11 protein-coding genes are annotated in these 16,283 nt (G+C 38.4%); 7 read left to right on the top strand and 4 right to left on the bottom strand.

The features are described 5' to 3' along the window. Positions 1–126: 126 nt before the first annotated feature. Complete coding sequence (locus tag J8L73_RS15835; RefSeq protein ID WP_211018494.1) at positions 127–1,746, top strand: glucan biosynthesis protein G; 1,620 nt, start codon at positions 127–129, stop codon at positions 1,744–1,746. After that, on the top strand, positions 1,718–3,679 hold the full coding sequence (gene mdoH, locus J8L73_RS15830) for a glucans biosynthesis glucosyltransferase MdoH (protein ID WP_211018493.1): 1,962 nt from the start codon (positions 1,718–1,720) through the stop codon (positions 3,677–3,679). The genes J8L73_RS15835 and mdoH overlap by 29 nt, the downstream gene beginning before the upstream one ends. Before the next feature lie 261 nt (positions 3,680–3,940). On the opposite strand, the gene fusA is transcribed toward mdoH, so the two are convergent. Then, positions 3,941–6,025, bottom strand: a complete 2,085-nt coding sequence (gene fusA / locus J8L73_RS15825; protein WP_211001552.1) for an elongation factor G — start codon at positions 6,023–6,025, stop codon at positions 3,941–3,943. An 815-nt stretch (positions 6,026–6,840) separates the two neighbouring features. On the opposite strand from fusA, the gene J8L73_RS15820 reads away from it, so the two are divergent. Continuing rightward, the gene (locus J8L73_RS15820; protein WP_211018492.1) at positions 6,841–7,953 is read left to right on the top strand and encodes a DUF547 domain-containing protein; all 1,113 of its coding nucleotides are present in this window, start codon (positions 6,841–6,843) and stop codon (positions 7,951–7,953) included. An 876-nt stretch (positions 7,954–8,829) separates the two neighbouring features. On the opposite strand, the gene ylqF is transcribed toward J8L73_RS15820, so the two are convergent. Continuing rightward, positions 8,830–9,774, bottom strand: a complete 945-nt coding sequence (gene ylqF / locus J8L73_RS15815) for a ribosome biogenesis GTPase YlqF (RefSeq protein WP_211018490.1) — start codon at positions 9,772–9,774, stop codon at positions 8,830–8,832. Between the two features lie 91 nt (positions 9,775–9,865). Between ylqF and J8L73_RS15810 the strand changes: the two genes are divergently transcribed. Next, entirely contained in the window at positions 9,866–10,402 is a 537-nt protein-coding gene (locus J8L73_RS15810) for a YaeQ family protein (RefSeq protein WP_211018488.1), read from the top strand. 21 nt (positions 10,403–10,423) lie between these two features. Continuing rightward, a complete protein-coding gene (locus J8L73_RS15805) occupies positions 10,424–11,029 on the top strand; it encodes an alpha/beta hydrolase (RefSeq protein ID WP_211001554.1) in 606 nt (201 codons plus the stop codon). Here J8L73_RS15805 and J8L73_RS15800 read toward each other — a convergent pair. After that, a complete protein-coding gene (locus J8L73_RS15800; protein WP_211018486.1) occupies positions 11,026–11,235 on the bottom strand; it encodes a hypothetical protein in 210 nt (69 codons plus the stop codon). The genes J8L73_RS15805 and J8L73_RS15800 overlap by 4 nt on opposite strands. A 333-nt stretch (positions 11,236–11,568) precedes the next feature. Between J8L73_RS15800 and J8L73_RS15795 the strand changes: the two genes are divergently transcribed. Further along, positions 11,569–12,042, top strand: coding sequence for a Dps family protein (locus J8L73_RS15795; protein ID WP_211018484.1), 474 nt, complete (start codon positions 11,569–11,571; stop codon positions 12,040–12,042). A 281-nt stretch (positions 12,043–12,323) separates the two neighbouring features. Here the strand turns inward: J8L73_RS15795 and J8L73_RS15790 are convergent, their stop codons facing one another. Further along, complete coding sequence (locus J8L73_RS15790; protein WP_211018483.1) at positions 12,324–15,266, bottom strand: TonB-dependent receptor; 2,943 nt, start codon at positions 15,264–15,266, stop codon at positions 12,324–12,326. 239 nt (positions 15,267–15,505) lie between these two features. Here J8L73_RS15790 and J8L73_RS15785 point away from each other — a divergent pair, with 239 nt between their 5' ends. Beyond that, the gene (locus tag J8L73_RS15785) at positions 15,506–16,267 is read left to right on the top strand and encodes a LytTR family DNA-binding domain-containing protein (protein WP_211018481.1); all 762 of its coding nucleotides are present in this window, start codon (positions 15,506–15,508) and stop codon (positions 16,265–16,267) included. Positions 16,268–16,283 lie beyond the last annotated feature (16 nt).

Below are 16,283 nucleotides of genomic sequence, written 5' to 3'. Positions count from 1 at the left end.
AATAATTAATTTTTTAAACAGGCTCACATTTTGCTGTAATTGGTAAGCCGATATTTACAATCTATAACAAAAATCAATATTTACCCTAATACGTAAAAATAAGTGTGTTTTTATTAAGGAATAAGAATGAAACAATTAACCCAAAAACTGCCACAATGGCCAAAAAAGTCAGCGCCATTACTGGGTCTACTTATTATTTTTTCTACTTGGGGCAATAGCAATCAAGCAATTGCTGCAACCGGCGACGTTGCCATACCACAAAGCAGTTTATTTGATGTAATCAGCGCTCGTGCTAAAAAGTTAGCAAGCGAAGAGTACATAGCGCCTAAAAACATTGAACTTGAAGCGCTAAATAATATTGATTATCAAGATTATCGTTCAATTCGATTTAAAAAAGATAAGTCAGTTTGGAAAGATGAAGGCCTATACGAATTGCAACTCTTCCACCCTGGGTTTTTATATAAAACACCCGTTACTATAAATACTGTTGATGGCGACTCTAACCGTAGCCGCTTACCTTTTAGCACCGATTTTTACCAATACGATGGGACAGCAGCCCCTTTACAAGAAGAAATAGCAAAAAGTGTTGCTGGCACTCAGTTAGGTCATGCAGGCTTTCGTGTACATTTCCCATTGAATACTAATGAATACAAAGACGAAGTAATGGTATTTCAAGGAGCATCATATTTTAGGGTTGTTGGGCCAAATCAAGTGTATGGTTTATCTGCCCGTGGCTTAGCTATAGATACCGCTGAAAACTCGGGAGAAGAATTTCCAGTGTTTAAAGAGTTTTGGCTAGCTAAACCAAAACCTGAACAAACTAATATTACTATTTTTGCTCTGCTAGATAGCCCGTCAGTTTCTGGTGCGTATAAGTTTAACGTAGACCCGACAACAAATATGCTTGTTGATGTTGATATGCAAATTTTTGCCCGTAAGGATATTAAAAAGCTGGGCGTGGCACCGCTAACAAGTATGTTTTATCACGGTGAAAACAGCACTAAGTTCTTTGATGATTACCGCCCTGAAGTTCATGACTCAGACGGCTTATTAACTCAATCAGCTGATAATAAATGGGTATGGCGCCCACTTAACAATCCTTCTCAGTTGAGTGTTACATCGTTCTCTTACAATAATCCAAAAGGTTTTGGTTTAGCGCAGCGTGACCGTGAATTTAATAATTACCTTGATACAGAAGCGCATTATCATAACCGCCCTAGCCTATGGATTGAACCAAAAGGTGAATGGGGAAATGGCCGTGTAGAGCTAGTAGAAATACCAACCGATACAGAAACTAACGACAATATTGTAAGTTACTGGGTACCTGAAAAGCCAATGAAGGCAGGTGACTCGTTAAAGCTAAGCTACAAAATGACTACCTTTAATGCTTTTTTAACTCAGCACAAAAAAGCACGCGTACTAAGAACCAGAATTGGCAGTGCAGCCTTGCCAGGTGAAGATAATCCGCCGCCACCAAGTCACCGCCAGTTTACCGTGGACTTTACAGGCTCAGATATAAATCACCTTTCTGAGCAGTTAAAACTAGATGCAGACATTCAACTTACAACGGGCGAAGTAACCGATGTAAATGTGCAAAAACTGCCAAATTCACAAGGATGGCGTGTAGCCTTTAAAATTGCACCACAGGACGATCAACCTGTTGATATGCGTTTATCGTTAAAACTACGTGACAAAGAAATTAGCGAGGTATGGAGTTATGTTTGGTACCCAAATGACATCAAGTAATAAAGGAAAAGGCACACCCATGCCATTCAAAACATTAAGAGTATGGCTGTTTGCCATTGCTGCCTTGGGCACATCTGGGTACGGCATATCAATTATGTTTGAGATTTTGAGCTCAAACGGCATGACTTTGCTTGAATATGCCCTTTTGGTTTTATTCTCTATTACCTTTGCATGGATTGTAACGGCTTTTTGTAGTGGAACCATTGGTTTTGTGCTGCAATTGTTGCGTATCGACCCACTCACATTAAAACGTATTAAACCTATTGAGTTTGATAATGCAGCCCTTGCTAAGCAAAAAACGGCTGTAGTTATGCCTATTTATAACGAAGATACTCACCGAGTTATTGCGGGCTTTGAAGTAAGCTTACAATCTTTAAAAGAAACGGGTCAGCTTGATAATTTTGATTTTTATTTACTAAGTGACACACAAGACTCAGAAATAGCCAAAAATGAGTTAAGTGCGTGGCATGCATTATGTGAACGTCTTGGTGATACTGCCAAACATGTATTTTATCGTCGCCGTGAAGACAACAAACACCGTAAAGTAGGTAATCTTACCGACTTTTGTGAACGCTGGGGTAGCCAGTACGATCACATGATTGTACTTGATGCCGATAGCGTAATGACGGGTAAATGTATGTTAGAGCTAACAACTAGCATGCTTAATAACCCACAAGCCGGTTTGATTCAAACAATCCCTATTCCTGTACGCCAAGACACCTTTTTTGGTCGTTTTTTACAATTTGCTTCAGTGCTTTATAGCCCAATGCTCGCCACTGGATCTGCATTTTGGCAAACAGATAAAGCCAACTATTGGGGTCATAACGCAATTATAAGAGTCGAGGCGTTTATTACCTGTTGTGGTTTACCAACGCTTAAAGGTAATGCACCTTTTGGCGGCGAAATTTTAAGCCATGACTTTGTTGAAGCTTCGTTACTTCATAGTGCTGGTTGGGATGTACTACTGTTATCTGAAATTGAAGGTAGTTATGAAGAAGTACCTAGTAATATTCTAGACTATGCTGTACGCGACAGACGTTGGGTACAGGGTAATATTCAGCACTTAGCCTTATTATCTTCATCAAAATTAAAACTCATGAGCAAACTGCATTTTTTATTAGGTGCAACAGCGTATATCTCGTCATTAATTTGGCTTTCAATGCTTGCACTTAGCACTATAGATGCTGTTACTCGTGCGCTAAACAGTGATGTTTACTTTAACCGCGTTTATCAGTTATTCCCAACTTGGCAAATAGCTAAAACAGATCTAATTGATTCGTTACTTTACTTAACCATTGTTATTTTGTTAATGCCTAAATTAATGGGCGTCATTGTTACTCTGATCCACAGGAACAAACGCTTTGGAGGCTCAATTAAACTTATACTGGGTTCAATTATCGAAACCGTATTTGCAATTGTTGTTGCACCATTAATGATGGTCTTTCATGCTTATTTTGTACTATGTGTATTTTTAGGTAAGAAAGTAAAATGGGATGCGCAACCTCGCGAAGGACGAATGGTTCCGTGGAAAGAAGCGTTTGGTTACACATTATTTTCAACCTTGGTAGCCATAGCCTGGGGTAGCGTTGCCTATTACTTCACGCCTGTATTCTTTTGGTGGTTATCCCCTATTTTACTTGGTTTGATTTTAGGGGCTCCAATTATTCGCTACACAAGCAGCATTAAACTAGGTGTACAATTAAGAAAAATGGGAATATTTATTTGTCCTAGTGAAGTCGATAACGACACAACTCTAGAGGCACTTAAAACACACTTAAAAGAGATTTCTGTACCAGAGGAAGGTTTATACCCACAAACCACACCTGCTCTTCCTCAAGAGCATATGGTCACGATGCCTATTCAAAGCTTTAGTAAGCCTCGCAAGCTAAAGATGAAAGCGCTAAAAGCTAAAGCAATTAAAAAGTTCAATTAGCGCTAAATCGATAGTCATCAGTAACTAACAAAAAAGGAGCAATGAATTGCTCCTTTTTATTACCTAAAATTTAGCCGAATCGAAATAACCGTTTTTTTAATTAGAGAACGGCTCTAATAAAGTATGTTATTGAATAAGTACACAGGCACTTACATAGGGTATGTAGCAATGATTTACTGTGTCTTTACTTTAACTCTATAAATTATAGGCAATAAAAAACCCGCAATATGTGCGGGTTTTTTTAAAGAATTAAAGCGCTAATTACTTAGCCGCTTTTTTCTCTTTTTCTGCAGCGATTACCGTTTCAGATACGTTAGCTGGACAAGGTGCATAGTGTGAGAACTCCATAGAGAACTGACCACGACCTGATGTCATAGTGCGTAGTGAACCGATGTAACCGAACATTTCTGATAACGGTACGTCAGCTTTAATGCGAACGCCAGTTAAACCAGCTTCTTGGTCGCTTAGCATACCACGACGACGGTTAAGGTCACCGATTACGTCACCAACGTGATCTTCTGGCGTGAACACGTCAACTTTCATGATTGGCTCAAGAAGTTGTGCGCCCGCTTTAGGGATCGATTGACGGAAAGCGCCTTTAGCAGCGATTTCGAATGCGATTGCAGATGAATCCACGGCGTGGAAGCCACCGTCGAAAAGTTCTACTTCAACGTCAAGTACAGGGAAGCCAGCTAGCACACCTTCTTGCATCATTGATTTAAAGCCTTTCTCAACTGCAGGCCAGAATTCTTTAGGTACGTTACCACCAACAACTGATGATGTGAACGTGAAGCCTGAACCCACTTCGCCTGGCTTGATGCGGTAATCAATTTTACCGAACTGACCAGAACCACCAGATTGTTTCTTATGCGTGTAGCTATCTTCGATTTCACGAGTGATAGTTTCACGGTAAGCAACCTGTGGTTGACCAACGATAAGGTCTACACCGTAAGTACGCTTAAGGATATCTACTTTGATATCTAAGTGAAGCTCACCCATACCTTTAAGGATAGTTTCGCCTGAATCTTCATCAGTCTCAACTTGGAAAGATGGATCTTCTGCAACCATTTTACCGATAGCAACACCCATTTTCTCATTACCGCCTTTATCTTTAGGCTGTACAGCAATCGAGATTACTGGAGTTGGGAATACCATTGGCTCAAGAGTTACTTTGTCTTTCGGATCACATAGAGTGTGACCAGTTTGTACGTTTTTCATGCCTACGATTGCAATGATGTCACCAGCTTGTGCGCTAGTTAACTCTTTACGTTCGTCAGCTTGCATCTCAACCATACGGCCAACACGCTCTGTTTTACCAGTAAACGAGTTAAGGATAGTATCACCCTTGTTAAGTTTACCTGAGTAAATACGTACGAATGTTAATGCACCAAAACGGTCATCCATGATTTTAAATGCTAATGCTTTAAATGTTTCATCAGCAGATACGATTGCATGGTCGCCAGTTTCGTTACCTTCTTCATCCATAAGAGGTTGAGGGTCAACTTCTGTAGGAGATGGTAAGTAATCAACAACAGCGTCAAGTACTAGTTGAACACCCTTGTTTTTAAATGCAGAACCACAGAACGTTGGAAAGAACGCAAGGTCACGAGTACCTTTACGGATACAACGCTTGATATCTTCTAAAGAAGGTACTTCACCTTCCATGTACGCTTCCATTAGGTCATCGTCTTGCTCTACAGCAGTTTCGATAAGCATTTCATGGTATTCTTCAGTTTTTTCTACCATATCTGCAGGAACGTCTGTGATTTCGTAGTTTTCTGGAAGACCAGTGTCATCCCAAACGTATGCTTTTTTAGTAAGAACGTCTACAACACCAACGAAGTCATCTTCAATACCGATTGGTAAAGTCATAACTAGTGGTACAGCACCAAGTACTTTACGTACTTGCTCAGTTACACGGTAAAAATCAGCACCCATACGGTCTAATTTGTTTACGAAGATAATACGTGCAACTTCTGATTCGTTAGCGTAACGCCAGTTAGTTTCTGATTGTGGCTCAACACCACCAGAACCACAGAATACACCAACACCGCCGTCTAATACTTTAAGTGAACGGTAAACTTCAACTGTGAAGTCAACGTGTCCAGGAGTATCGATAACGTTGAAACGGTGATCTTTCCAGAAACAGCTTACTGCCGCAGACTGGATAGTAATACCGCGCTCAGCTTCTTGATCCATGAAGTCAGTAGTAGATTCACCATCATGAACCTCACCTGTTTTATGGATAGTACCTGTAAGCTTCAGGATACGCTCAGTAGTAGTGGTTTTACCCGCATCAACGTGCGCGAAAATACCAATGTTTCTGTACTTCGATAAATCTGCCATTATTTTACTCTTAATAAAGTCGATAAATTATTCGGCGGGAGTATAGCATTACTTCAAGCGAACATCACCATACAAGTCGCTTAAAATGCAATCAATTCAATAATTTTTTTAAAAGGGTCAAGTAAACTCAGTATGAACACTCTGAAATATTATATAACTCATTAAATAACTTAATTTTTATTTTATAGTTCTTAGACTTTAGCCATTACTTTTATAAAGATTAAAACAAAAGTTAATATACCTACAGTAGTACCTAGCCTAATAAAAACGTAATTATTTAAAACCCCGTAAGTAAAATAGCATTTACCTAGCCCGCCCTTAATGTCACCAACTTAGTCTTAATTTTTACTCAAACTCAATGGAATAGAAAACATACAATAAAGTTGTATCTTCAGTTATGTGTGATTCTGGCTAAACAACGCATATGCAGTGCGATCATAACTTGTAAGTGACGGATAAAAAGCATTTTTAAAAGCACTAAAGATTGTTTGTACGTTTAGGGAAGGACCTACTGAGCCTACCTGATTACAAACCTCGTGCAGCGATTAAACATCCCTAAATAGAAAAAATCTTAGTACTGAATACTCAAATAACAATAAGCTTTCACAATAAGTAAAAACTGACTGCAGTGATTTTTTTACTTATTGTAAGGGGCTTTGATAACCAAGATAAAGTACTTTAAAGCAAATTAATCTAAGAAAAATGGCTAATAAAATGCCATATCTTGACTAAATTTAATTCAATACATACTATTGATTTGCTCACAAAAAAAACAATTGTAAATGATATTGGATATAATCATCGAGGGAAATAATATGATCAAGTTAATAGCTAAATCTTTAATACTAAGTACGCTGCTGTCAGCCCCGTGTTTTGCTGAAAACGATAATACAACAAATTCTTTAAACAGTAAGAATCAAGCAACTGCTAATTTTGCAGTTGACTACTCTCAATACAATACTATTTTAGAAGCCTCTGTTCTTGAATTAGCTCGTTCAGATAGATCGTATATTTCCTATGATGAAAATGAGCAAGGTCCTAATTTAGGAAGTAACCGAGCAACTGATGCAGAAGCAAACCGCTTTTATTATGAGCAATTTATTGATCATCCAGAATTGACAAAGTCAATTGCAGCTATAAAAAGTAACCTTCTTAGTTATTTACAAAATAACCAACTTAGTAAATTAAGTAATGAAGAACAAACTGCATTTTGGCTGAATCTACATAATGTAACAGTAATAAACGAATTAGCTCAGCGCTATCCAAAAAACACGAACAGTTTATCTTATGCCGTGGCTGATAAAAGTAGCTTCTTTTATAAAAAGCAATTTACATATAATGGTCAAGCACTGAGTTTAGATGACATCGAATACAAAATATTAATGCCATTAAATAAGAATAACCCCCTTGTTATGTATGGCTTATACAAAGGTTATATCGGTTCACCAAATATTAGAACTCAGGCATATACAGCTAATAACTTAATGCCTTCGTTAATTGACAACGCTCAAGAGTTTATTAATTCAAATAGAGGAACTAATTACAGCAGTAAGCTTCTTAATGTATCGACCATGTATAAAGATAAAAAAGCATATTTTAATGACTTTAATAATGATTTACTTGTTCACCTGAGTTTGTATGCAGATAACGATTTGCTCAATAAGTTAAAAAATAAAAAAACGGCTATTTTTACCATCGATAACTATGATATTACTGATGTAACAGGTCCTAAACTCCGAGACTCTTACGATATTATTATTAGCAAGTGGGACAAAGCATTGCAAATTCCTCAGCATAGCTTTCCTCGCTTAAACAATCTCAATATTCCAGCTAAACGAATAGTTATTCTTAGAGAGTTACAAAGAAAAAATGATTTGTTAAAAACAAACGTTAGTGGTGAAAACGCCTATTACGCTAATAACCAATAATATAAATTAGTTTAAAAATATACCGTAAATAAAGCGACCCTCTGTAGTTGGATATACCAATTGCAGAGGGTCTTTTTATATCCACACACAAATATTATTTAAATAATGCATGTACTACCTTTCAACAGCACAACGCCATGCTAACAGGCAGATCTTATGGGATGGTTATTCCCCTTAAATAGGCGATAACGCAGCATAAACATCAAACATGCACTGCCCTTTAGGTTCTTTATAGAGATAATTAACTCTCTGTTACCTGCATAGATGTAGGTAAGGACGAGAGCGTTGCTCAATTTTTATTGCTTCTTACATAAATGTGAGTCAGTAGAGTAACGTAAGCGCAGTTGTAGCGACCACTAGATTACAAACCTCGCGCCGCTATAACCTTTCTTGGATTAAACAAAGTTCAATCCACAAAATTCAAAATCTCACTATTAACTTTAAAAATAAATTGCTATTAGGTAGGGCAAACCAGCGCTTTATTAAATTATTAGGCAGTTTCAATTTATATTATTTTTATATTTAACATTAGCTTATAAAGTAAACACAAAGATAATAGGAACTATTTGCATTTAGATGTTGACAGATAATTAAATCTAACTGATAATCAATATCAACAAGACGGAATGCATACCCCTTGTTAAGGAATGAACTGATTTGTTTCTCGACCCTGAAACAACGTGTGGCGCACGTAAACAGCTATGGTTACTTGTTATGAACCGCAACGCCCCTTGATGTTGATGATAAGTAACCGCCCTACTATTTTACTTGCTACATTGCTCATATCGGTGACGGTAGATATGAAACTAAAAAAGCCCTTTCGGGCTTTTTTTATGTCTGTAATTTAGTGAGTTGCTTACTCACATAAATTTCCCATTAACGGCGGTTTTTTCGGGCGCGTGCACGGCGCTGTTTTTTCTCTTCTTCTTTAGCTGCTTTTTTAGCTTCTGCTGCGGCTCGTAATCCTGCTACCATAATTTCTTCTTCTTCACGCATAGCGGGGGTTTCCATGGTGATGCGGCCAATAATGCCGTCACGAAGTTCGTTAATTAGTATTTCAGACATTTTGTACGTGTCTATTTGATTACCACCCCGAATACAGCCACGCTTTTTACCGGCCATTTCTACAAATTCCCAGTCACTTTCTGGCAGTTCGGCAATTTTATAGCGTGCTTTTAAAAGCTCTGGGTATGCACGTAGTAAATACTCAGCGGTGTAACTTGCTACTTCTTCGTATTCCAGCGCTGTGTCGCGTATTGCACCAGTGGCACCTAAACGATAACCCGAATTTTCGTTCTCTACTTTAGGCCAAAGCATTCCTGGTGTGTCGTAAAGCATAATGCCATCTTCAAGCTTAATGCGTTGCTGCGCTTTAGTAACTGCAGGCTCATTACCTGTTTTTGCCACTATGCGCCCAACTAATACATTAATTAATGTAGATTTACCGACGTTTGGAATACCCATTATCATGGCTTTAATCTGCTTATCAGCACCTACTTTTTGCGGCACTAGCTTTTTACACAGCTCGTTAATACGGTGTACTTCAGCAGCTTTATCATGCCCAAAAGCAATGGCTTTAACGCCACTTTCTTGCTCAAAGTAATCTTTCCACGCTTGGGTCATTTTAGGATCGGCTAAATCAGCCTTATTTAATATTTTGATGACCGGTTTGCCTTCGCGCAAAGTTGTCACCATTGGATTTTCGCTACTATAAGGAATGCGTGCATCTAGCACTTCAATGATCACATCCATTTGTGGCATTATTTCTTTAATTTCATTTCGGGCTTTATTCATGTGCCCAGGGAACCACTGGATAGCCATTTTTAACTCCTAACATATAATTTGACGCTATTTTAACTGGCAATTCATTTAATTGCGCTATACTGGCGCAAATTTTTTCAGATTAGACATTATGGCTCTTAAATCTACCATTATTAAAGCGCAATTATCGCTAAGCGATATGGATCGTTACGTGTACCAAGATTTTAATTTAACCTTGGCGCAGCACCCCTCAGAAACAGAACAACGCTTGATGATTCGCTTACTCGCTTTTGCGCTAAATAGTTGTGATGGTTTAGAATTTACTAAAGGGCTAAGTGCTGATGATGAACCTGAGCTTTGGCATGTAAACTACAGTGAAGAAATAGAGCTGTGGATTGAGCTTGGGCTGCCGGATGAAAAACGTCTCAAAAAAGCCTGCAATAAATCTAAAAAAGTGGTGCTTTATACTTACGGCGAAAATAATCAAACAATTTGGTGGCAAAAGCATCAGCCTAAGTTATACGAATTTAAAAACTTAAGCATTTTTAGCCTCGATTATGCAGCTACTCAAGCATTAGCCGATTTAGTTGATCGAAATATAAAACTCACTATTACCGTACAAGATGGTGAAGTATGGGTAAGCACCGATACAGCTAATATTGAAATTAAGCCGCAGCAATTAATGTAATAACCATAAATTAGAGGGCCTATGAAAGTTAAACACGTTATTGTTTTGCATGGTTTGTATATGTCTGGCTTTGTTATGCGCCCTCTTTGCTCGCGCCTTGAAGAATCAGGGATGACTGTACTCAATATTACCTACAATACGCTTGACCCAAACCTCGAAGCCCTATTTGAACAAATTGATACGTTTATTGGCGACGAACCCTCAGCGCTGGTATGTCACTCTATGGGTGGATTAATTGCACGCGCTTATTTAGAAGCAAGTTCAGCAGCTAGCCACTATGTATCTAAAGTTATTACCTTAGGTACCCCGCACAAAGGTAGTCATATTGCGCAAAAAATGAAGCAAAAAGGATTTGAATCATTTTTAAAAAATAGCGTGGAATTTTTATTAACTAAAAATGGTAATTGGCCCTTTAAAGCCAAGCTTTATAGTATTGCCGGCGACTTGCCTATTGGGCTAATGCCATTAATCGTTAAAGGCAGCCAATCAGATGGCACCGTATTACTCGATGAAACTAAACTAAAAGGTATGGCTGAACATAAAGTGTTTCATTTAAGCCATACCAGTATGATTTATTCACGCCAAGTGCTCGATTATATTTTAAAATGTTTAAGTGAGAATGATTAGTCCTCTGCATTGGCTACTATTTTATAACTAATTAAAAATACGATACCTAAAATTAGCGGTATTGGGGCTGCAATATAGCCAAACGTATCTGAGTTTGCCAAACTTGCTCCTGCTAAATGCGCTATTACCCCCAGTAAAAATGCAACTACTGCAATTGCGGCCACAATTAACTCTGCCTTATTTTGTTTTACTGTTTTTGCGTCCATAGTGTCTCTCCTAATTGTTTCAACGACCTAATTATGCGCCAATAAAGAGAGTGATTTTTGACCTAAATCAATAAATAAAAAGCGTGAGGTACTACCTTGAATAAAGTTTGTTTTAGATCATAATTTACGCAGTTTTTATATTTATTTACTTTCAAGAGGTAGTATTTAACTTAACCAGGCCCATATCTAATAGTAGAGTAAACCTAATTACGGCATAGAATTTTGATAGGCTAAAACTATCAATTCAATAAATTTAAACAATTTTACTACATAGTTAAATTCCGTAATACTTATCACTAGTTAACAAACAAACCGTTATTCAAGGAGCAAGTTATGTCACATGTAAATGCCATTGGTTTAAACAGCGAAAAAAGTGAAGACATTATAAAATCTCTCAATACTTTATTGAGCAGCTACCAAATCCAGTACATGAATGCACGTGGCTTTCACTGGAATATTAAGGGTCGTAATTTTTTTGAATTACACATTAAGTTTGAAGAAATTTATAACTTACTACTAGAAAAAGTAGATGAGATTGCAGAGCGTATTTTAACGCTAGACGGTGCACCACTACACGCATTTTCTGACTATCTAGAAGTAAGTCAAATTAAAGAAGCCAAAAACATTAGTGATGGCACTGCAGCGGTAGAAAACCTATTAGCGGGTTACAGCACACTAATAAAAATGCAGCGCGATGTATTAAACCAAGCTGGTGATGCGGACGATGAAGGTACTGCATCATTAATGGGTGATTATATTTCTGAGCAAGAAAAACTTGTATGGATGCTCAAGGCTTACTTAGATTAAATTTAAACAAAAAAAGCCCTCAATAGTGAGGGCACAAATAGGGATAAATCGTTAAATAACTAAGCGATTCGGTTACTATATTAGCCACCTCCCAGTACTAAACAACGCCACTGTTACCAGTGGCGTTGTTTTTGGTTTAAGTGGGCAAAAACCCTTTATTTTGGGACAAACAAAATATAAGCATTTGCTTTACTTGTTTTTTGCAATAAAAAAGCCTCAGTAGTTACTGAGGCTTTGCGAACGTAATTAATTAAACATCGATATTAAAATCGCTCTATTGATTAGAACTTGCTTCTAAAACCTATGTAGAACGATTGACCAATTGGGTCATACGTACCTGCATCCGTTTCAGTACCAGTGCTTGAACCACTTACACCAGATAAAATGCGTGGTGGCTCTTTATCAAATAAGTTATTAGCGCCTGCGTATAACTCCATTGAATCGTTTATATGATAGCTAGCTTGTACATCATGATACGTTACTGAGCCTATTCCTATACCACCTGGAGCTATACCAAAACCACTTAAAAATTGATCATCAAAGTCAGCAGCACCAATGTAAGTTAGGCTCCAGTTAAAATCAAAATCATTAAGTTTATAACCAAAGTTCCAGTTAGCTTTGTGCTCTGATGCACCAATTTCACCTGCAAATTCATCTTTATCTGCGCCAGGAAGTGGAATACTGTAACCATCTATTAAGTAGGTATATGCAAGGCGAGTTCTAAATGCGCCAGGGCCAATGTCTGTAGCGTATGTTAATGTTAAATCAACACCTTCAGTTCCTAAACCACCACTATTAGATACACCGCTGTCGATAAACTCAAGTGAACCAGCGCTATTGTTACCTGAAGGACCACTACGACGAGTTATAAAGTCACAGAAGCTTGTGTCCCCACCGCCATAACATTGATCAAGTATAAATTGACGAGGTGTTGATACAATTGCATCTGTAATTTCAATATCAAAGTAATCAAGTGTTATATCAAGGCCTGAAATAAGTTCTTCTGGTGTAAATACCACACCAACAGTAACAGAGTCGCCCACTTCTTCTTTTAAGTCTTGGTTGCCACGGTCAAAGCCACTAATGCCTTGTAAATCGGATTGATTAAGTGCAAATTCACCGTTTGTTGCTATGTTAGCTGCAACGCCAGCATCAGTACGACAGGCATCACCTAAAGCACCGCCGCCACTATTGGTAACACCTAAACATGGATCATTTAAACCACTAGGGAAAGTTTGCGAAGGTGGAGAAAATAGCTCATCAATATTTGGGGCACGTGTAGAACGCGCTCGCGTAGCACGTAAACGTAAACTATCCATTACTTCCCAATCAACACCTACGTTCCAACTTTCGGTGTTACCTACGGTTGAGTAGTCAGATAAACGCACGGCTGCATTCATTGTTACAGAGTCTAGTACTGGGATATTTGCCTCAACATAGTACTCAGTTACATCAAATGAACCCTCAGTTGCTGGAATCGCATTACCCGCATTTAAGCCTGCTTGCTGTAGAGCATCAAATTCGCTGCGAGAAAATTCTTCACGGTATTCAAAACCAGCAGCAATACCGACTACACCAGCTGGTAATTCAAATAAATCACCAGAAATATTACCACCAATGATTTCTTGCTCGACCGATGTTGCAAGCGAGCTAGGCGCACTTACAAAATCAATCGCACCTTGTGATAACGAATTAAAGCCATAAATATCTACTGGCGCACAATTAAATCCACGTGCTGTTGCATCAATACAAATAGCCTCATTAGTAATACCATCACCATCTAAATCTTGGCTATCAATAACGGCTTCTAAGCCTTGACGGAAGCTTTGTACGTTAACTAGACCACCAGAAACTTGTTGCTCTTTTGTTTTACCGTATACGTAGTAAGTATCATAAAACCATCCGTCCGCTATTTCCCCCTGAAAACCAAGCGCTAAACGAAAAGTATCACGCTCAGCTCGCGCACCACGATTACCAATATCACTCAAACGTTTTGCAAAAAAGATATCACGTAAACCATCACCATCGGTGTCAGTTGCTGCGTTATAAATATCATCTGGCACAAAGGCATTACGCAGTATTTCACCATTTACATTAAATTCAATAGGTACTTGGCCATTTGCATAAATATCATCAGAAGCGAATGGGAATGGCTCTAATTCAGACACTGTTGTCGTGGCCGCGTAAGTACCTTCATAGAAAAAACTATGTTTGTCGTTTAATTCATAGCTACCATTTGATGCAAATAAGTAGCGCTCGGTAGGTATTGCAATTGTACGCACACCACTACGGTTGAAGCCGTTTGCATCTACTCCATCACCGCCATTGGTGCTAAAGCTGTCTTGTAGGTTATTATTTGCATCGTAAGTGAATGTATCATCACCAGCGCTAAAACGCCCCTGAGGAGGGAATGAAGATAAAAACGGGCTTACTGCATCAAATATAGAACCTGGATTTGCTACTGGGTCATCTTCAAAATAGATACCTGAAAATTGGTCTACTGCTGAACGCTCTCGATCACGTGAAAACACAGCTCCCTGATCAGAATAGCCTAAATGAAACATAGCTTGGCCTTTGCCGTCGCCACTTGTTAAGCCTGAGGTAAAAGAGAATTGACGAGATTCATCATCGCCTTCACTAGACTCGCCATACTGCCCTTCGAACTCTATCCCTTCAAAATCATCTTTAAGTACAAAGTTAACCACACCGGCAACCGCATCAGAACCGTAAACTGATGATGCACCACCCGTCATAATTTCAACACGTTCAATAAATTGACTCGGGATGGTGTTTAAATCTACCGCTGAGCTACCAGGAACACCTGACACATAACGACGACCGTTAACCAAAACAAGTGTACGGTTAGAGCCTAAGTTACGTAAATCGACTGTTGCAACCCCTGCGCTTGCAGTATTAAAATTAGAGTTAGTTCGACTTATAGCTGGTGTACCAAATGCAGGGTTTTCTAATAGTAAGTCTTGAATATTTAAAGAACCAGAGGCATCAATAGCCTCACCGCTTAAAACCTGAATAGGTGCAGACGACATAGCCTCTGCTGAGCGAATTCGTGAGCCTGTTACTTGTACACGCTCTATTTTTTCTATCTCTTCATCTTCCGCTGCAAAGCCTTGAAACGAAAAACCAGCTAGTATTGCGCCACTTAAAGCAACGGTTAATGACGATTTTTTGAATGACCGAGCACCTGTCTTGTTTATTTTTTTCATATTAATTCCCCTGAATTGTTATTTTTGTAACTAGTTAGTTACAAGAATTGCAACATTAAGGGGAATAAATATAAGACTCTATAAGGTTTATTCAGTCGGCTTTTTATTTGGTGTAAAGGGCAGGTTTGGTGGGGTAAAAAACTTCTTGTTTTATTTTTATTAATAAAAAATAACTTTTGGTCACATATTTTCTCAAATATACGGTCTTTATTATTATAGACAGCAGGAGATACATTATAATGATTGCTTCGTTTCACGCATTAACACACATTAGCACTTCAAAGTTTGCAACATTTTTAACACAGCATGTGCAAGCACATCGGCATTTTAACTCTCAACTTCATATACCTAATAAGCCTTTAGACCAAATAGATACCTTGCAACATAATGTATTATTTTATGAGCTGACAGATCTCTCTGATCCAACTCAAATTGTACACCTCACTGACCTTGCTAAAAAATTAAAGTTGGTCATTATTGCCCAGTCTGGACACTTTGCAAACTTTGCCTTTGAAGTAGGAGCCGTGGACTTTTTAACAACTGATGCAACCACACCACGAGTAGAAAAGTGCTTCGAAAAGCTCATTCATCTTTGCCCAATAGCCAGTGCTGCTGAGCAAAAGTACCAGCAAAGTATTGATGAAGAACACGCTAAATTACCGTCGTCACATATCGTTGTTAAAGATGTAGGGAAAGTGCGTTTGATAGATATTAAAGACATTGTTTGGGTCAATGGTGCTGGAAATTACGTTGAGCTTCACTTTGCTGAGGGCACCTCCCCTATTTTACACCGTGAAACCATGAAAAATATTGAGCAGCAGTTAGAGCCAGAGGGGTTTATACGCATACATCGCTCTACGCTTGTCAGAAAACAAGCTATTACAGAGCTAATGCCAACTGATAGTGGCGATTACAAAGTAAAACTCAAAAACGATACTTACTTGAATTTATCAAGAAGGTATAAAGGTTGTTTAGAAAGTATAATAAGCCCCATGGTTTAGAGGCTTAATAATAGTG

This window comes from Pseudoalteromonas sp. MMG006, assembly GCF_018101025.1.
Taxonomy (GTDB): domain Bacteria; phylum Pseudomonadota; class Gammaproteobacteria; order Enterobacterales; family Alteromonadaceae; genus Pseudoalteromonas.
The sequence above is the reverse complement of the archived record's forward strand: the minus strand, read 5'-3'. Positions and strand labels throughout refer to the sequence as shown.